This window comes from Pseudomonas sp. MRSN 12121, assembly GCF_000931465.1.
Classification (GTDB): Bacteria; Pseudomonadota; Gammaproteobacteria; order Pseudomonadales; family Pseudomonadaceae; genus Aquipseudomonas.
Genome location: NZ_CP010892.1, coordinates 3382303 through 3399575, shown reverse-complemented (window position 1 = coordinate 3399575; position 17273 = coordinate 3382303). Strand labels below are relative to the sequence as shown.

General features: G+C 69.7%; 13 protein-coding genes. 6 read left to right on the top strand and 7 right to left on the bottom strand.

From position 1 onward, the window contains the following. Nucleotides 1–25: 25 nt before the first annotated feature. Genes TO66_RS15375 through TO66_RS15350 form a run of 6 tightly spaced genes read right to left on the bottom strand, consistent with a single transcriptional unit; the run spans nt 26 to nt 7222 of the window. A complete protein-coding gene (locus tag TO66_RS15375; protein WP_044463139.1) occupies nt 26–892 on the bottom strand; it encodes an alpha/beta fold hydrolase in 867 nt (288 codons plus the stop codon). After that, nucleotides 885–2114 carry an LLM class flavin-dependent oxidoreductase gene (locus tag TO66_RS15370; RefSeq protein WP_044463138.1) on the bottom strand — a complete coding sequence of 410 codons (1230 nt, stop codon included), beginning with the start codon at nt 2112–2114 and terminating at the stop codon, nt 885–887. The genes TO66_RS15375 and TO66_RS15370 overlap by 8 nt, the downstream gene beginning before the upstream one ends. Further along, the gene (locus tag TO66_RS15365) at nt 2111–3754 is read right to left on the bottom strand and encodes an ABC transporter ATP-binding protein (protein ID WP_044463137.1); all 1644 of its coding nucleotides are present in this window, start codon (nt 3752–3754) and stop codon (nt 2111–2113) included. Before TO66_RS15365 ends, TO66_RS15370 begins: the two co-directional genes overlap by 4 nt. Beyond that, nucleotides 3751–4599, bottom strand: coding sequence for an ABC transporter permease (locus tag TO66_RS15360; protein ID WP_044463136.1), 849 nt, complete (start codon nt 4597–4599; stop codon nt 3751–3753). Before TO66_RS15360 ends, TO66_RS15365 begins: the two co-directional genes overlap by 4 nt. Beyond that, a complete protein-coding gene (locus tag TO66_RS15355; RefSeq protein ID WP_044463135.1) occupies nt 4596–5588 on the bottom strand; it encodes an ABC transporter permease in 993 nt (330 codons plus the stop codon). The genes TO66_RS15360 and TO66_RS15355 overlap by 4 nt, the downstream gene beginning before the upstream one ends. Then, nucleotides 5585–7222, bottom strand: a complete 1638-nt coding sequence (locus TO66_RS15350; protein WP_082061090.1) for an ABC transporter substrate-binding protein — start codon at nt 7220–7222, stop codon at nt 5585–5587. Before TO66_RS15350 ends, TO66_RS15355 begins: the two co-directional genes overlap by 4 nt. A 283-nt stretch (nt 7223–7505) precedes the next feature. On the opposite strand from TO66_RS15350, the gene TO66_RS15345 reads away from it, so the two are divergent. Next, nucleotides 7506–8879 carry a tetratricopeptide repeat protein gene (locus tag TO66_RS15345; protein ID WP_044463134.1) on the top strand — a complete coding sequence of 458 codons (1374 nt, stop codon included), beginning with the start codon at nt 7506–7508 and terminating at the stop codon, nt 8877–8879. A gap of 85 nt (nt 8880–8964) precedes the next feature. Here the strand turns inward: TO66_RS15345 and TO66_RS15340 are convergent, their stop codons facing one another. Then, complete coding sequence (locus TO66_RS15340) at nt 8965–9960, bottom strand: P1 family peptidase (protein ID WP_044463133.1); 996 nt, start codon at nt 9958–9960, stop codon at nt 8965–8967. 448 nt (nt 9961–10408) lie between these two features. Between TO66_RS15340 and TO66_RS15335 the strand changes: the two genes are divergently transcribed. The 5 genes from TO66_RS15335 to TO66_RS15315 all read left to right on the top strand — a co-directional run bounded on the left by TO66_RS15335 (nt 10409) and on the right by TO66_RS15315 (nt 17253). Further along, nucleotides 10409–12838 (top strand): TonB-dependent siderophore receptor, encoded by a 2430-nt coding sequence (locus tag TO66_RS15335; protein WP_044463132.1) that lies wholly within the window; start codon nt 10409–10411, stop codon nt 12836–12838. A 65-nt stretch (nt 12839–12903) separates the two neighbouring features. Then, nucleotides 12904–14247 carry an LLM class flavin-dependent oxidoreductase gene (locus tag TO66_RS15330; RefSeq protein ID WP_044463131.1) on the top strand — a complete coding sequence of 448 codons (1344 nt, stop codon included), beginning with the start codon at nt 12904–12906 and terminating at the stop codon, nt 14245–14247. Next, nucleotides 14244–15185, top strand: a complete 942-nt coding sequence (locus TO66_RS15325) for a 5'/3'-nucleotidase SurE (RefSeq protein ID WP_044463130.1) — start codon at nt 14244–14246, stop codon at nt 15183–15185. The genes TO66_RS15330 and TO66_RS15325 overlap by 4 nt, the downstream gene beginning before the upstream one ends. Further along, nucleotides 15182–16207, top strand: coding sequence for an LLM class flavin-dependent oxidoreductase (locus tag TO66_RS15320; protein WP_044463129.1), 1026 nt, complete (start codon nt 15182–15184; stop codon nt 16205–16207). Before TO66_RS15325 ends, TO66_RS15320 begins: the two co-directional genes overlap by 4 nt. After that, nucleotides 16204–17253, top strand: a complete 1050-nt coding sequence (locus tag TO66_RS15315) for an LLM class flavin-dependent oxidoreductase (protein ID WP_044463128.1) — start codon at nt 16204–16206, stop codon at nt 17251–17253. The genes TO66_RS15320 and TO66_RS15315 overlap by 4 nt, the downstream gene beginning before the upstream one ends. Nucleotides 17254–17273: the final 20 nt, after the last annotated feature.

Genomic DNA, 17273 nt, shown 5'->3' with positions numbered 1-17273 from the left:
CGGGACGGGATGTCGCGCCAACCCTCTACCCGGCGGACGGTTCCAGGTGCTCCAGCAGCGCCTGGAACGCCGCCAGCACTTCACCGGGGCGCTCCAGCATCAGTTGATGGCCGCACCGTTCCAGCAACTGGAAACTGCCCTGCGGCAGGTGCCGGGCCAGGGCTTCGCCGCCGCTGGCCGGGGTCAGGCCGTCGCTGTCGCCGGCCAGCACCCGGGTCGGCAGGGTCAGGCCGGCCAGGGCCGAGGCATCGGGCCATTGCGCGCTTTGCAGCAAGGCCTTGAACACATACAGGCGGTTGCGCCGGGTCAGCCGTTCCTCGTAGGCCAGCAGCGCCGGATCGACCGTGGGGTGCCAGGCCTTCTGGCGAAAGCCCCGGGACAACAGCGGCCGGAGTATTTCCAGCAGCCAGGCCGGCAAGCCCAGCAGCCCGCCGCGCCCCAGCGGACGCTGCAACGCAGTGCCCAGCAGCAAGGCCCCGGCGACCGTCACCCCGGGCAGCCGGCGCGGCTGTTCGAGCGCGGCGCTCAAGGCCAGCCCGGTGCCGAAGGAATGGGCCACCAGCACATTCCGTCGGCCGGCATAGCGCTGGATGATCTGCAACTGGTCGGCCACCAGTTCGTCCCAGGCGTAGGCCGCGGCCTGGCGGGGTTTTTCGCTGTCGCCGTGGCCCAGCAGGTCCCAGGCCACCAGGCTGTAGCCCTGCTCGCCCAGGTGGCGCCACAGCTCGCGCCACTGATCCTTGTTGCCGCCCCCGCCATGGCCGAAGAACACCACGGTGTCGGCGTGCCGGGTGCCGGGCCGGTGGGCCACGCTGAGGCGCCGGCCGGGGCGGATTTCCAGGAGTTCGCCCCGCACCAGGGGCAACTCGGTGAAGCTGTGCAGGTCAGCCATGGGCGCTGTGAACCTCTTCGGATACCAGGTAGTCGGGCCGCGACAGGCCCAGATGATCGCGCAGGGTGCGGCCCTGGTAGGCGCGGCGAAACAGCCCGCGACGTTGCAGTTCCGGCACCACCTTGTCGACGAAACGTTCCAGCCCGCCCGGCAGGTAGGGCGGCATCACATTAAAACCGTCGGCGGCCTCCTCGACGAACCACTGCTCCAGGCGGTCGGCGATCTGCCGCGGCTCGCCCACCAGCACCAGGTGCCCGCGTGCCGCCGCCATGCGCAGGTACAGCTGGCGGATGCTCAGGCCTTCGCGGCGGGCCACGCCGATCAGCAGCTCGCGCCGGCTGACCCCGGACTGGGTCGCCGGCAGCTCGGGCAACGGGCCGTCCAGGTCGCAGGCCGACAGATCGGCGCCACCGGCGATGTCCGCCAGGAGCGACAAGCCTACTTCAGGCTGCACCAGGTCCTGCAACTGCTGGTACAGGGCTTCGGCCTCGGCGGCGCTGTCGGCGACGATCGGCAGCACCCCGGGCATGATTTTCAACTGGCCGGCGTGGCGCCCGTAATGCGGCAACAGCCCCTTGAGTTCCCGATAGAAGCGCTGGGCGCCGGCCAGCTCCGGCTGCGCGGTGAACACCACTTCGGCATGGGCCGCGGCCAATTGGCAACCGGCCCTGGAGGCACCGGCCAATACCTGCACCGGCGCCAGGCCGCGTTGCGTCCAGCGCGCGCGTACCCGGGCCAGGAACTCCCGGGCCAGGCCATAGCGCTGGGCGTGTTCGAAATGCGCCTGGCGGCCGAAGTTGAAGGCTTCTTCGGCGTTGCTCGAGGTCACCAGGTTCCAGCCGCTGCGACCACCGCTGAGGGCCTCCAGGGAGGCGAAACCGGCGGCCACGCTGTCGACGCTGTTGTAGGAGGTGGTGACGGTCGCCACCAGGCCGATGCGCCGGGTCACCGCCGCCAGCGCGCCGAGCAGGGTCAGGGGCTCGAAGTGCTCGGTGCGCGACATCCGGCTCAGCGCCTCGCGGCTGCCCGGCAGCATGGCCAGGGTGTCGGAGAGAAACAGCGCGTCGAAACAGCCGCGTTCGGCGGTCAGCGCCAACTGCCGGTAATGCTCGAAGTCCAGCCCGCCATCGGCCTGGGCGTCGGGGTGCCGCCAGCCGGCGACGTGGTGCCCGGTGGCCATCAGGAACGCGTTCAGGCTCATCGTCCTGCGCGGCGGGCTCATGGCGCGACCTCGATGGTTTGTGTCGCGGCCGGCGGCGCCACGGCCGGGGCAAAGCCCCGTAGCAGGGTCTGGGTGTAGGGATGCCGGGGCCGGGCCAGCAGGGTCGCCGTCGCGCCCTGCTCCACCACCTGGCCGCCGTGCATCACCGCGATGCGGTCGCACAGCCGGGCGGCCACGCGCAAGTCATGGGTGATAAACACCAGGCTCAGGCCCAGGCGCCGTTGCAGCGCCTCCAGCAGTTCGAGAATCTGCACCTGGATCAGCGCATCGAGGGCCGAGACGCACTCGTCGGCGATCAGCACCCTGGGCTCCACCGCCAGGGCCCGGGCGATGCCGATGCGCTGGCGCTGGCCCCCGGAAAACTCATGGGGATAACGCTCCAGCGCGGTCGCCGGCAGGCCCACCAGTTCCAGCACCCGGCGCGCCTGACGCTGCGCGTCCGCCTTGCTCCAGCCCTGGGCCAGGGGCCCGGTCATCAGGATCGTACCGATGTCCTGCCGTGGGTTGAGCGAGGCGAACGGGTCCTGGAAGATCATCTGCACCGCGCCGCGCAATGGCCGCAGGCGCGCCTGGGACAGCCCGGCGACTTCCCTGCCCTGCCACTGGATACTGCCGCGATCCGCCTGCAGCAAACGCACCAGGCAGCGGCCCAGGGTCGACTTGCCGGAGCCCGACTCGCCGACGATGCCCAGGGTCTGGCCTTCGCGCAGTTCCAGATCGACCCCGGCCAGGGCCCGGGTGCTGTGCCGCCGCCATCCGCCGCCGCGGCGGCGGAAATGCTTTTCCAGCTGCCGCGCGCTCAGCACCACGGCCGCCTCGGCCCGCGCTTGCCGGGGATGCAGCGGCACTGCGGCCACCGCCTCGAGCAGGCGCCGGGTGTAGTTTTCGCGGGGCGCGCGCAGCACTTCGGCGACCGCTCCCTGCTCCACCACATGGCCTTTTTCCAGGACCAGCACGCGGTCGGCGACCGCTTCGACCACGGCAAAGTCGTGGGTGATAAACAGCATCGCCATGCCCTTCTCTCGCTGGATCCGCCGCAGCAGGTCGAGGATCTGCCCCTGGGTGGTGACGTCCAGCGCCGAGGTCGGCTCGTCGGCGATCAGCAGCGCCGGATCGAACGCCAGGGCCATGGCGATCACCACCCGCTGGCGCTGGCCGCCCGACAGCTCGAACGGATAGGCGTGCCGCAGGCGCGGCGGGTCAGGCAAGCCGACATAGCCGAGCAGCTCGAGCACCCGCTGGCGCCGCGTGGCGGCCGCCTTGACCCCATGGGCGCGCAGGGTTTCGTCGATCTGCCGGCCCACGCTCAGCAACGGGTTGAGGGCGCTCATGGGCTCCTGGAAAACCAGGCTGATGTCGCGCCCGCGCAGTTGGCGCATGGCCTCTTCATCGAGCCCGGCCAGGTCCTGGCCACGAAATGCCAGGCGCCTGCTTTCCACTCGCAACGGGCGCGGCAACAGGCGCAGCAGGGCCTTGGCCAGCATCGACTTGCCCGACCCGGACTCGCCGACCACGCACAGGCATTCGCCGCGCCGCAGTTGCAGCGACAGGTCATGCAGCGCATGGCTGCGGTCGCCGCCGGCCGGCAGCGCAATGCGCAGGTGTTGAATATCCAGCAGCGCTTGCAGGCTCTGGTTCATGGCGCATCTCCGGGTCGACGGGCAGGTTCGAAGGCCACGCGCAGGCCTTCGCCGACGCGATTGACCGCCAGCACGCACAGCAGGATCGCGCCGCCGGGCAGCAGGCTCATCCACCAGGCATCGCGCAGCAGCCCGCGTGACGTATTGATCATGTAGCCCCAGCTCATGGCTTCCGGGTCGCTCAGGCCGAGGAAGGCCAGGGCCGCCTCGGTGAGGATGGCCGTGGCCATGACGAAGGTCATGGTCACCAGCAGCGGCGCCAGGGCGTTGGGCAGGATCTGCCGGGTGACGATCGCCCAGGGCGATTGCCCCAGCACCCGGGCGGCCTGGACGAACTCGCGCTGGCGCAGGCTGAGGAATTCGCTGCGCACCAGCCGCGCCACCGCCGGCCACGCCACCAGGGCGATGGCCAGCACGATGGAGCCCAGGGAGGGTTCGAGGATCGCCACCAGGATCACCGCCAGCACCAGCTGCGGGATGATCTGGAAAAACTCGGCGATGCGCATCAGCACACCGTCCAGCCAGCCGCCGACATAGCCGGCGATGGCCCCCACCAGCGAGCCCGCCACCAGGGTCGCCAGGCTGGCCAGGGCGCCCACCGCCAGCGACACCCGGGCGCCGTGCAGCAGGCCGCTGGCCAGGTCGCGGCCCAGCAGGTCGCTGCCCAGCCAGTGGGCCGGGTCCTGGAACGGCGCCAGCATCGGCCGCGCGCTCATCGCCCAGGGCGATGCCGGGACGAGCCAGGGCGCGGCCACCGCCAGCAGGCTCAACAGCAGCAGGAACAGCGCGCCGAGCAGCGCCGAGGGCTGGCCGAGAAAACGTCGCCACACCGTGGACTGGTTCATGCGCCCTGCCCTCCGGCACCGATCCGTGGGTCCAGCAGGCGGCACGCCAGGTCGGTCAGCAAGTTGAAGCCGACCACCAGCACCGAGATCAGCAGGAAGCCGCCCATCAGCACGCCGTAGTCGCGCTGGGCCAGGGAGTCGTACATCAGCCGGCCGATACCCGGCCAGGAATAGACCACCTCCACCAGCAGCGCGCCGCTGGCCAGCTGGCCCAGTTGCAAACCGGCGAACGTCACCACCGGCAGCAGCGCGTTGCGCAGCACATGGGCCAGTAGAATGCGCCGTGGACGCAGGCCCTTGGCCTGCGCGGTGTAGACGTATTCCTGGTTCATCGCCTCCAGGGTCGCGGCGCGGGTCAGGTGGGTGTACAGGGCCAGGAACAGGAAGCTCAGGGACAGGCACGGCAGCAGCAGATGCCGGGCCCGGTCCGCCAGCCAGGCACTGCCGTGCAGCTCGCGGGCCACCGTCTCCATGCCGAAGGCCGGCAGCCAGTCGAGGCTCACCGAGAACAGCAGGATCAGCAGCATCGCCAGCCAGAACGGCGGCAGCGCATAGAGCAGCAAGGCGCCGTGGGAAATCACCCCGTCCAGCCAGTGCCGGCGTTGCCGGGCGCGGGCCGCCAGCACGCCGAGGGTCACCCCCAGCAGCGACGACAGGACAAAGGCCGAGCCCATCAGGCTCAGGGTCGCCGGCAGGCGCTCGGCCAGCAGGGTCCACACCGGCGTCTGGTTGCGATAGGAATACCCCAGGTCCAGGCTTGCCACCTGACCCAGGTACAGCAGCAACTGCCGGGCCAGGGGCTGGTCCAGGCCCATGTCGTGACGCAGGCCGGCGATGTACTGCGGATCGTCCACCCCGGCCTCGCCGGCCATCAGCAGCGCCGGGTCGCCGGGCGCGAGGCGGATCAACAGGAAACTCAACACCAGCACGCCGACGATCATCAGCAGCGCGCGGCCCAGGCGCGAGCCGAGAAACAGCAGCCCGCTCATGGCGCGGGGGCGTCGAGGTAGACGCTTTCGTAGTCTTCGTTGAGGCTGGTGGCGGTCTGCAGCAGGTTCCTGACCTGGCTGTGGTACAGCGTCGGGTAGCGCATCTCGAAGATCGGCAGAATCGGCAGGTCGGTGTTCAGCAGGTTCTCCAGCTGGCTGTAGAGCTGCTGGCGCCCGGCGCCTTCGGCGGTGTCGGCGACCCGGTTCCACAGGGTGTCCGCCGCCGGGTTGACGTAGCCGCTGACGTTGGCGAAGGGCGAGGTCTTGAGGATGTAGTCCGAGCGGTACAGGTAGGCGTTGGTCAGGTAGGGGTCGCCGATCTGGAAAATGAAGTTGTAGGTCAGGTCGAAGTCCCAGTCGCTGACCCGCTGGAACCAGGTGGCGGCATCGGAGGTGACCACCTGGACCTTGAACCCCAAGGGTTGCAGGGCCTGCTTGGTGTACTCGGCCAGGCGCTCCCAGGCGCCGCCCTTTTCGCCGTTGAGCAGGCGGATGCGCACTGCACCGACGTCCACCCCGGACTCGGCGATCAGCGCCTTGGCCTTGTCCGGGTCATAGGCGTATTGCGGCAGCTGCGGATCGTGGTACGGCGAGCTGGAGACAAAGGGCCCCTGGGCCACCCGGCCCGAGCCGAAGAAGATGGTGTCGACGATGAACGGGCGGTTCAGCGCATAGAGGATCGCCTGGCGCACCTTGGGATCGTTGAGCGGCGGCTTGCGCGTGTTGATCTGCAGGAACGCCAGGCCCGAATACAGCTCCCAGCCCTGCTCCGAGGCTTGCACCCCGGGCAGCGCGGCCAGGCGCTTGAGGTCGGCGTAGTCGGCGTCGCCGCTGCGCAGCACTTGCACGTCGTCGCGCTCGAAGGCCGCGGCCCGCGAGGAACCGTCGGGGATCACGTGGAAGACGATGCCGTCCAGGTGCGGCAGGCCCGGTTTCCAGTACTGCGGGTTCTTCGCCAGCTTGATATAGGCCCCGCGCTTCCATTCCTGGAACACGAACGGCCCGGTGCCCACCGGCTTGAGGTTGTACGGGTTGTTGCGAAAGTCGCTGCCGGCGTACAGGTGCTGCGGCACGATCGGCCGCAGGCCGCTGCCCAGCAGCGAGAGCAAGGGCGCGAACGGCTTGTGCAGGTGGAAGACCACCTGCTGCGGGCTGGCGGCCTCGATCGACGCCACGTACTGGCTGAAGATGCTGGCCATGCGTTTGTCGACCTCCGGGTAGAAGGTCTTGAAGCTGAACAGCACGTCCTCGGCGCTGAACGGCTGGCCGTCGTGCCAGCGCACGCCTTGCTGCAAATCGAAGGTGTAGGTCAGGCCATCGGCGGACACCGTCCAGGCCCGGGCCAGCACCGGTTGCGGCTTGAGTTGCCGGTCGAAGGTCAGCAGGCCCTGGAGGATCTTGCCGCTGACGTACTGGGTCGACACATGGGTGACCACGCCGTGCATCAGCGATGGCGGCTCGGGCTGGGCGATCAGGTTGAGCACGCCGCCGTCCCGGGGGGCGGCCTGGGCGGTGCCGGCGAGCAGCGCCACGCCGGCCAGCAGGCCCAGGGCCCAGGCCTTGAACGATGGCCCGGGCCAGGCAAGGCGCCGTGACCCTAGGCGTGGCGGATGTCGATAAGGTTGACTGGGCATGCTGGCTCCTTGGCAGGGGTTCGGGGAATGCCTGGCGGCCGTGTCCCTTTGCCGGGATTTAGCAAGGCCTGTGCCACTGCCCCGGGACGCCGCAGGGTGCGGCGCGGCCGCCAGGGGCCGGCCCCGGCACTGATGAAAAAACCACAGCGCGCCAGCGCAGTGTGGAAAAAGCAGCAGCGCGCCCAAGCTCATTGCCGGCCAGGCCCGCGTTCCCCGTAGCCGCGCCGGGCTGGCACAGGGTTTGCCCTGTATGGCTTCCTCCGACTCCTGGAATGTGAGCACCATGTCATTGGATTACCTGGGCAACCCCATCGACAGCCAAGACCCCGACGCCCGCCAGGGCGTGGATGACTTCATCAGCGGCTTTCTCGGCTACCACCCGCGCGCCGAGGGCATCCTGGCGAGCGCCGAACGCCATCCCGACTCGGCGCTGAGCAATGCCTTCGCCGGGATCCTCTTGATGTTCGTCGAATCCCCCGAAGGCCCGCGCCTGGCCGAGCACTACCGCCAGCGCGCGGCCCGGGTCAGCGCGCCGCACCCGCGCGCCGGGTTGTACCTGGCGCTGTTGCAGGCGTGGATCGACGACGACCTGGACCGCGTCCTGGGCCTCAGCGAAACCCTGCTCGAACGCTTTCCCCGCGACCTGTTCGCGGCCAAGCTCAACCAGTACGTGGAGTTCAACCGCGGCAACTGGCCGGCCCTGCTGCGCATCGCCCTCAAGGCCGTGGCGGCCAGCGCCGAGATCGCCCAGAGCCATGGCATGCTGGCCTTCGCCTACGAGCAATGCCACCTGCTCGAAGAAGCCGAGGCCAGCGCCCGCCAGGCCCTGGCCCTGCAAGCGGACGAACCCTGGGCCCAGCACGCCCTGGCCCACGTCATGCTGACCCAGGGCCGCATCGGCGAAGGCATCGCCTTCCTGGAAAGCGTCAAGGCGCACTGGCAGGGGCTCAACTCCTTCATCTACACCCACAACTGGTGGCACCTGGCGCTGTTCTACCTGGCGCGCGGCGATGAACGACGGGTCCTGGATATCTACGACCGGCATGTGTGGGGCATCCTCCCGGACTACTCCCAGGACCAGATCGGCGCCGTGTCGCTACTGGCGCGCCTGGAGCTGGCCGGGGTCGAGGTCGGCGAGCGCTGGCAGGCCCTGGCGCCCTATCTGCAGAAACGCCACGGCGATACCGTGCAGCCGTTCCTCAGCCTGCAATACCTGTATGGCCTGGCCCGTGCCGGCAAACCCGAAGCCGGGCAACTGCTGGCCGCCTTGCACGCCCGCAGCCGCGAGGCACCGGCCTTCAGCCGCGCGGTGTGGGCCGAGGTCACCCTGCCCCTGGCCGAAGGCCTGCTGGCCCATGCCCGTGGCGATTCGGCCCAGGCCGCCGGCCTGCTGGCCAGTGCCTTGCCACGGCTCAACGAGATCGGCGGCAGCCATGCCCAGCGCGACCTGTTCGCGCAGATCGAGCTCGACGCGCGCCTGGGCGCCGGCGACTGGCTGGCCGCCCAGCAGAATCTGGAATTGCGCCGCCGCCACGACCCCTTCGACGTGCCCACCAACCGCAGCCTTGAACGGGTCTACCGGGCCCTGGAACTGCCCGACCTGGCCCGCCAGGCCCGGGCCAGGGTGACCCAGGTCCTGACCCCACCCCTCCCGTAGGAGCTGGCTTGCCAGCGATAGGACCATCGCCGGCAAGCCGGCTCCTACGGGAGTGGGATGACGGGGCGATTGAGGCATCGGCCGATCAAGGCCGGCGCGCCTCGTACACGCCCCGGGCGATGGCCCGGGCCACGCAGTCGGCGGCGGCCGAGCCGATGCAGCCGATCTGCACCTGGCGGCGCGGGCCGGCGCTCAATTCCACCGCCCCGGACGCCAGGGCGAACACCGTGTCGCCATCGAACGGCAAGTGCGCCGGACGCACCGCCCGGGCGATACCGTCCTGGCCCATGATCGCCACCCGCTTGCACTCGGCGGTGGTCAAGCGCGCGGTGCTGGCGACCACCACCAGGGTAGTGTTGGCCCCGGCCTGCAGGCGGCCCATGGAATCCAGGCGCGACAGTTCCGGCATCGGGTCGCTGTTGTCCTGGTCGGCCCCGGGCCGGGCGCCGCCGAACTCGCCGCCGATTTCCCAGGGCCAGGCCCAGAACGTGCGGCCGTCGGGCATGTACACCGAACCGATGGGATTGGCCACCACCAGCGCGGCCACCAGCAGCCCGCCGCCGAGGTCCAGCGACGCCGAACCCAGGCCGCCCGGCAACACCCCGGCCATGGCGCCCCGCCCGGCACCGACCGCGCCCAGGGCGAAGTCCGCGTCGCTGTTGGCCAGGGCCTCGAAACCCAGGCGGCGATACGGCGGGTCCAGGCCCCATTGCTTGTCGCCGCCATTGGCCAGGTCATGCAGGACCGCGGCCGGCACGATGGGAATCGCCGGCGCCCCGGCCTTCAGGTGCAGGCCGACATGCTCGCGGGACAGCGCCGCCGCCACCGCGTCCGCCGCGCCCAGGCCGAACACCGAGCCACCGGCGAACACCAGGGCGTGCAGCTGGCCGACCATGTTCTGCGGCTCCAGCGCCGCCGACTCGCGCCCGCCCGGCCCGCCGCCACGGATATCGATGCTGGCGGTCCAGGCGCCGTCGGTACGCATCACCGTGACCCCGGTGTCGACCCGCGTGTCGGTGGCGTGCCCGACCCTGATCCCAGGGATGTCGGTGAGCAAGTTGCGAGGGCCCGGCTGCGGCATGGGAAAGCTTCCTGAATAGACCAATGACATGGCGATCCCGCTACCCAGCAAGTGATGTGCCAGGGCCCCGGCCCGCCGAGCTGTCGCGGCGCCGGCCGCCTCCCCTGCCGTCGGGCCGGGCCTTGCTGATAAAGCAACAGCGGGGCTCGCCGCCGGCCCTGTCCCTCCTGCCCTGTAGAAAAACCAACAGCCTGGGCCGGCACTGTTAAAAAAACACCAACTTGCCGCCAGCGCCCATCGCAACCTGCTGTTTTAAAAAGATTTCATCGACTGGCACAGGCCTTGCTCTGCCGGCTTACCAGAGCTTGAGCCCGCTGGCCTGTCCAGGCCCGACAACAAGCCGCCACCACGACATCCGCGACGGCCGCCTTCGCCACCGTCGCCTTACCCGACAAGGTTGGCCACCCAGCAGGGCGCAAACCGGGGACCACACTGGAGTGTTTCAATCATGACTTCATCAAGCGCCATTGGCGTGCGGCAACCGCACCGGACCTTCGCCCACAGCCTGCTGTTCATCGCCTTGTGCCAGGCAGTGACCCACGGCGGCGCGGCACTGGCCGCCGACAGCGACAACCCGCTGGACACCGTGGTAGTGATCGGCAACCGCGGCCAGGCCCGGACCCTGGCCGAAAGCCCGTCCCCGGTGGATGTGATTTCGTCCAAGCAACTGCTGGCCACCGGCCAGGGCGACCTGACCCGCGCCCTCAGCCGGGTGCTGCCTTCGCTCAACCAGCCGGCGTCGTCGGGCTTCGGCTCGACCTCGGTGGTCCGCCCCATCAGCCTGCGCGGCCTCAACGGCGACCAGGTGCTGGTGCTGGTCAACGGCAAGCGCCGGCACAACAGCGCGCTGCTGAACAACGGCACCTACCTCAACTCCGGCTCGCAACCGGTGGACCTGGACATGATCCCCACCGCCCTGGTGGACCATGTCGAGGTGCTGCGCGACGGCGCCTCCGCCCAGTACGGCTCGGACGCCATCGGCGGCGTGGTGAACATCGTGCTCAAGCAGACCGACCATGGCGGCAGCCTGTCCACCAGCTATGGCCAGAACTACGAGAACGGCGACGGCGAGACCGCCCGGCAGACCGGCAACGTCGGCCTGGCGCTGCCCAACGACGGCTTCGTCAACCTGGCCTTGGACGTGAAGAAGCAGCGGGTTTCCGACCGCTCCGACGACGCGCCCTACACCGACAGCGCCGGCAACACCAGCTTGCGCCACACCTACTACGGCACCGGCCTGCCCGAGGCGCGCAACTTCAGCCTGGGGTACAACGCCGAGCTGCCGGTCAACGATGCCTTGAGCCTGTATTCGTTCTCCACCTACACCCGGCGCAACTCGGAAAAGCCCCTGGCCTTCCACCAGCCCGCAAGCTTCGACGGCATCGCCACGCCCTTCCCCGAAGGCATCGAGGACACCCTGCGGTTCATCGAGAACGACTTCCAGGTGGCCTTCGGCGGCAAGGGTAAATTCGCCGACTGGGACTACGACCTGTCCAGTACCTACGGCCAGGACCATGCCGAGGCCACCCTGCGCCACACCTATAACCTCAGCTACGGCCAGGACTCGCCGACCTCGGTGGACACCGGGGTCAAGACCTTCAGCCAGTGGACCAACAACCTCGACCTGACCCGCGCCTTCGACTTCGGCCTGGCCAGGCCCACGCAGGTCTCCTGGGGCCTGGAGCAGCGCTACGAAAACTACAAGATCGGCAAGGGCGACTATGAGTCCTACGCCAGCGGCCCCTACACCACCGGCGCCAGCGGCAACCCGATCGCCCCCGGGACCATCTCCGGCGCCGGCACCACCCCGGCCGACGCCGCGCAGAAAGGCCGCACCAGCCTGGCCGGCTACGGCGAGATCGGCCAGGACCTGACCGATCTATGGCACGTCGACCTGGCCGGCCGCTACGAGCACTACAACGACGGCTCGGGCACCACCACCAACGGCAAGTTCTCCACCCGCTACCAGCTGACCCCCACCCTGGCCGTGCGCGGCACCTACAGCACCGGCTTTCGCGCGCCGTCGCTGGCGCAGCAGATCTACAGCTCGACCTCGCAAAGCAGCGTCAACGGCAACCTGATCGACTACCGCAACGTCGCGGTGGATTCGGACGTGGCCAAGGCCCTGGGGGCCTCGACCCTCAAGCCGGAGAAATCGACCAACATCAGCCTCGGCCTGACCTTCCAGCCCAGCGAGGCCAGCAGCGTGAACCTGGACGCCTACCAGATCAAGATCCGCGACCGCATCGCCCAGACCGGCTACCTGGGCGGCACCCCGCAGATCGCCGCGATCCTCGCCGCGGCCGGGCTCAACACCAACCAGTCGGTCACCTACTTCACCAACGCCCTGGACACCACCACCCGCGGCATCGACCTGGTCGGCGACTACCGGCAGAACCTCGGGGCCTACGGCGGCCTGCGCTACACCCTGGGCTTCAACTGGAACACCACGCAGATCGACGACATCCACGCCTCGCCCGTGGCCCAGCAGGCCCTGGGCCCTACCGGCGGCTACGACCGCCAGCGCCAGGGCAACCTCAAGCACGGCCTGCCCGAGTCCAAGCTGCTGCTGGGCACCACCTGGACCATCGACAAGTTCGAGATCGGCCTCAACCTGACCCGCTACGGCGAGTACACCCAGTACGGGACGACGGAGAACTTCGACCGCACCTTCTCCCCGGCGTGGATCACCGACCTCAACCTCGACTACCACCTGAGCCCCGCCCTGACCCTCAACGCCGGCGCCAACAACCTGTTCAACAAGTACCCGGAGCGCACCGGCCTGCCCAGCAGTTCCGGCGCGTTCCCCTATGGCAACTTCTCGCCCTATGGCACCACCGGTGGCTACTGGTACACCGGCCTGACGTACAACTTCTGAGCCACCCGAGCGCCTGCCGGCCCGGGTGGCCGGCAGGTTCGTCGAATCCGCACCGGAGCCTGCCCATGACCCGCCGTACCGATCAACTCAAGCTGGGGGCCTTCCTGGCCAACAGCGGCCATCATGTCGCCGCCTGGCGCCATCCCCTGGCCCAGGCCGATGCCAGCCTGGACTTCGAGCATTTCAAGGCCATCGCCCAGACCGCCGAGCGCGGCAAGTTCGACGCGCTGTTCGTCGCCGACGTGGTCGCCCTCTGGGGCCACCACCTCGACGCCCTGAGCCGCACCGCCCGTGGCGAACACTTCGAGCCCCTGACCCTGATGGCCGCCCTGGCCGCGGTCACGCGCCACATCGGCCTGATCGCCACCGCCACCACCAGCTACAACGAGCCGTACCATATCGCCCGCAAGTTCGCCTCGCTGGACCACCTGTCCGGCGGCCGCGCGGCGTGGAACCTGGTGACCTCGGTGGTCTCCGACGAAGCCTGGAATTTCGGCCGCGACAGCCATATCGACCACGCCGACCGCTACCAGCGCGCGGAAGAGTTCCACGACGTGGTCAAGGGCCTGTGGGACAGCTGGGACGACGACGCCTTCGTGCGCGACAAGGCCAGCGGCCAGTACTTCGACCCGGACAAGCTGCACACCCTCGACCACCGTGGCGCGCATTTCGCCGTGCGCGGGCCGCTGAACGTCGCCCGCCCGCCCCAGGGCCACCCGGTGCTGGTCCAGGCCGGCGCCTCGGAAGCCGGCAGGGCCCTCGCCGCGCGGGTCGCCGAACTGATCTTCGCCAGCCATCACGACCTGCCCGCGGCCCAGGCCTTCTACCAGGACATCAAGCAACGCGCCGCGGCCCTGGGCCGCAACCCCGAGCACATCAAGATCCTGCCCGGGGTCACGCCGTTCATCGGCGCCACCCGCGCCCAGGCCCAGGCGCTGTTCGAGGAATTCCAGGCGCTGGTGGACCCGGTGCTCGGCCTGCGCCTGCTGGCCGATACTCTGGGCGACGATATCGACCTGTCCGGCCACGATCTCGACGGCCCCCTGCCGGACACCCCGGTCGGCCAGCGCGGCAGCCGCCGCGATCAGGTCCTGGCCTTGGCCCGAGGGGAGAACCTGAGCATCCGCCAGCTGTACCTGCGCCTGGCGGGCGGCCACCCGATCATCGGCACCGCCGAAGACATCGCCGACACCTTCGAGGCCTGGTTCCAGGGCCGCGCCTGCGATGGCTTCAATGTGTTCTTCCCCTACTTTCCCGGTTCCCTCGACACCTTCGTCGACCAGGTGATCCCGCTGTTGCAGCAACGCGGGCTGTTCCGCCACGAGTACCAGGGCCGCACCCTGCGCGAGAACCTCGGCCTGCCGCGTCCGGCCAACCGCTTCAGCCAGGCGCCGGGGCCCCGGCCATGAAAGCCCTGGCCTGCCTGCTGGCACTGTGTTGCGGCCTGGCGAGCGCCCCGGCGCTGGCCTTGAACATCCTGCTGAGCAACGACGACGGTTACCGCCACCCGAACATCCGCGCCCTGTACAGCGCCCTCAAGGCGGCCGGGCACCAGGTGAAGATCGCCGCCCCGCAAAGCGAACAAAGCGCCCGCGGCGGCGCCTTCATCTATGGCCGCGAAACCCGCATCGGCCGCGACAGCGACCCGGCCTACCCCGACAGCTACTACCTGAGCACCTATGAAAGCGGCGTGTGCGGCAGCCCCGCCTGCGCCGGCCAGACGGTGCGCATCGAGATCAGCGGCACCCCGGTGATGGCGCTGCTGATGGGCCTGGAAACGGTCATGCCGCACCCCGACCTGGTGATAGTCGGGCCCAACCCCGGCAACAACCTGGGGGCGATCAACCTCGCCTCCGGGACTTTCAACGCCGCCAGCGCGGCCCTGCTGGCCGGGGTCCCGGCGCTGGCGGTCAGCACCGACCTCAAGGAGGCCGATCCGCAGCGGGTGGCCCGGCTGGTGGTGCGCCTGGTGCAAGCCCTCGAGCGCCATCGTCAGGCCGACGGCCAGTTGCTGCCCGCCGGCATCGGGCTCAACGTCAACCTGCCCGCCGGGCCGACCATCAAGGGCCTGCGCCTGACCCGCATCGGCCGCTATGTAGGCTTCGAGGCCCGCTACACCGAGGACCTCGGCACCTTCGGAGCGGCGCTCGCCGGCAAGCCCGGCATCGGTTTCCGCCACAGCCCGCCGGCCACCGCCGAAGAACAGGATGACGAAGCCGTCTGGGTGGCCAAGGGTTACCTGACCCTCAGCCCGTTCAGCGGCCTGGCGGAATCCACCGCCGTACGCCACGAACTCCAGGGCCTGCTGGCCCTGCCCCTAGCCGATACACAGGAGCCGCAGCCATGAGCGCAGGATTTGCCCTGGGTTTTCTCAGCCGGGTCTACCGCCCGGGGTTCGACCGCCAGGTCTACCGCGACACCCTGGAATTGTTCCAGGTCGCCGAGGAACTGGGCTTCGACAACGGCTGGGTGGCCCAGCACCATTTCGCCAGCGAACAGGGGCGCCTGCCCGCGCCGCTGGTGCTGCTCGCAGCCGTCGCCCAGCGGACCCGGCGCATCGGCCTGGGCAGCGGGATCATCGTGCTGCCGCAGGAGCAGCCGCTGCGCCTGGCGGAAGACGCCGGGGTGCTCGACCTGCTGAGCAACGGCCGCCTCGAACTGGGTCTGGGGGCCGGTTTCGACCCGCAGACCTACGGCGCCTTCGGCCGCCAGCACGAGCAGCGCCACCGCGACTACGAGCAGCATCTGCGGCAACTGCACGCGGCCTTGAACAACGCGCCGCTGAACGCCCAGGGGTTGCGCCTGCGTCCTGGCGCTTCCGGGCTGGGCCGGCGCCTGTGGGAAGCGACCTCGCGGGTCGAGCTGGTGGCGGCCCGTGGCAACGGCCTGATCATGGCGCCCAACCCGCACCTGCCGCCCGAGGCCGGGGTGGAGCTGGTCGAGCGCTATCGCCGGGCCTGGACCGGCGACAACGGCACGCCGGCGCGGGTGGCCCGGGTCCAGGGCGTGTTTCCCGGCGACTCGCCGGCCAGCGACGATTCGGCCCTGCGCCGGGATATCCAGGACTACGTCAGGCGCCAGCAGCGTATCGGCGTGTACAACGGCCCGCTGGACGAGGACTTCGCCAGCACCCTCAAGCGCCTGGGCGTGCTGCATGGCCCGGCCCACGCGATCCTCGACGGCCTGCGTCAGGGCCCGGCGCTGGGCGCCAACGACCAACTGATCGTCCAGGTGCAGACCGCCAGCACCCCGTTGCGCGAAGCCATCCGCGCCCTGGAAATCATCCGCGAACGGATCGCCCCCGCCCTCGGCTGGCGCCCCGGCACCCGCACCGTCACTCGTCCTGTTGTGGAGACCTCCCGACCATGAGCCCCTTGCCCCCACGCAAACCCTTCAAGCTGGGGTTTCTCAGCCATGCCTTCGGCGAAGACCCGCGGCAGGTCTACCACGACCTGCTGGAGCAATTCGAGGTGGCCGAGGCCCTGGGCTACGACGGCGGCTGGATCGCCCAGCACCACCTGAGCAACGGCTTCGGCCAACTGCCCTCGCCCCTGGTGTTGCTGGCCGCCGTCGCCGAACGCACGCGGCATATCGAACTCGGCACCGGGGTGATCGTCCTGCCCCTGGAAGACCCGATCCGCCTCGCCGAGGACGCCAGCGTGCTGGACAGCCTGAGCGCCGGGCGCCTGCAACTGGGGCTCGGCAGCGGTGGCGCCAACCTCGACAATTTCAGTGCCTTCGAGCGCGACCCCGAGCAGCGCCAGCCGCAGTTCATCGCCCACCAGCAACGCCTGCAACAGCTGCTCGACGGCCAGCCTGTCAGCCCCGGCAGCGAGCTGACCCTGCAACCGCCGGCGCCGGGCCTGGGCCAGCGGCTGTGGCATTCCCATGGCAGCGTCGAGGGCGCGGCCTACACCGCCAGCCAGGGCAACGGCCTGCTGCTGGGCACCGCCACCCATGACCCGCTGACCGTGCAGAAACCCCTGGCCGAGGCCTACCTCAAGGCCTGGAACAGCACGGCACGGGCGCCGCGCATCGGCGTGGTACGGGCGGTGTTTCCGGCCCGCGACCGCGCCACCGCCCAGGCCGAACTGGCGGTGGACATCGAACGGCATATTCCGCGCCTGCAACGCGAAGGGCTGATCGAGGAGGCGGTCAACCTGCAGGAACACCTGCGCCTGATGAACGTGCACCACGGCCACCCCGAGGAAGTGCTCGACAGCCTGCGCCAGGACCCGGCGCTGCTGGACTACGCCGACTACCTGATCGTCGTGGTGCAGGCCGAAAGCTCGACCCAGGCCCAGGTGCTGGAGCGCCTGCGGGTGATCGCCCGGGACATCGCCCCGGCCCTGGGCTGGCAGCCTGCGCGCCATGAGCCGGCGCACACTACTCAGCCGCCGGCGACAGTGGGATGATGGCGCCTCCCTCTTTCTCT

Excerpts from the sequence above, each read along its gene's own strand:
- TO66_RS15375 (WP_044463139.1), bottom strand. The coding sequence starts at position 892 with ATGGCTGACCTGCACAGCTTCACCGAGTTGCCCCTGGTGCGGGGCGAA.
- TO66_RS15370 (WP_044463138.1), bottom strand. The coding sequence starts at position 2,114 with ATGAGCCCGCCGCGCAGGACGATGAGCCTGAACGCGTTCCTGATGGCC.
- TO66_RS15365 (WP_044463137.1), bottom strand. The coding sequence starts at position 3,754 with ATGAACCAGAGCCTGCAAGCGCTGCTGGATATTCAACACCTGCGCATT.
- TO66_RS15360 (WP_044463136.1), bottom strand. The coding sequence starts at position 4,599 with ATGAACCAGTCCACGGTGTGGCGACGTTTTCTCGGCCAGCCCTCGGCG.
- TO66_RS15355 (WP_044463135.1), bottom strand. The coding sequence starts at position 5,588 with ATGAGCGGGCTGCTGTTTCTCGGCTCGCGCCTGGGCCGCGCGCTGCTG.
- TO66_RS15350 (WP_082061090.1), bottom strand. The coding sequence starts at position 7,222 with ATGCCCAGTCAACCTTATCGACATCCGCCACGCCTAGGGTCACGGCGC.
- TO66_RS15345 (WP_044463134.1), top strand. The coding sequence starts at position 7,506 with ATGTCATTGGATTACCTGGGCAACCCCATCGACAGCCAAGACCCCGAC.
- TO66_RS15340 (WP_044463133.1), bottom strand. The coding sequence starts at position 9,960 with ATGCCGCAGCCGGGCCCTCGCAACTTGCTCACCGACATCCCTGGGATC.
- TO66_RS15335 (WP_044463132.1), top strand. The coding sequence starts at position 10,409 with ATGACTTCATCAAGCGCCATTGGCGTGCGGCAACCGCACCGGACCTTC.
- TO66_RS15330 (WP_044463131.1), top strand. The coding sequence starts at position 12,904 with ATGACCCGCCGTACCGATCAACTCAAGCTGGGGGCCTTCCTGGCCAAC.
- TO66_RS15325 (WP_044463130.1), top strand. The coding sequence starts at position 14,244 with ATGAAAGCCCTGGCCTGCCTGCTGGCACTGTGTTGCGGCCTGGCGAGC.
- TO66_RS15320 (WP_044463129.1), top strand. The coding sequence starts at position 15,182 with ATGAGCGCAGGATTTGCCCTGGGTTTTCTCAGCCGGGTCTACCGCCCG.
- TO66_RS15315 (WP_044463128.1), top strand. The coding sequence starts at position 16,204 with ATGAGCCCCTTGCCCCCACGCAAACCCTTCAAGCTGGGGTTTCTCAGC.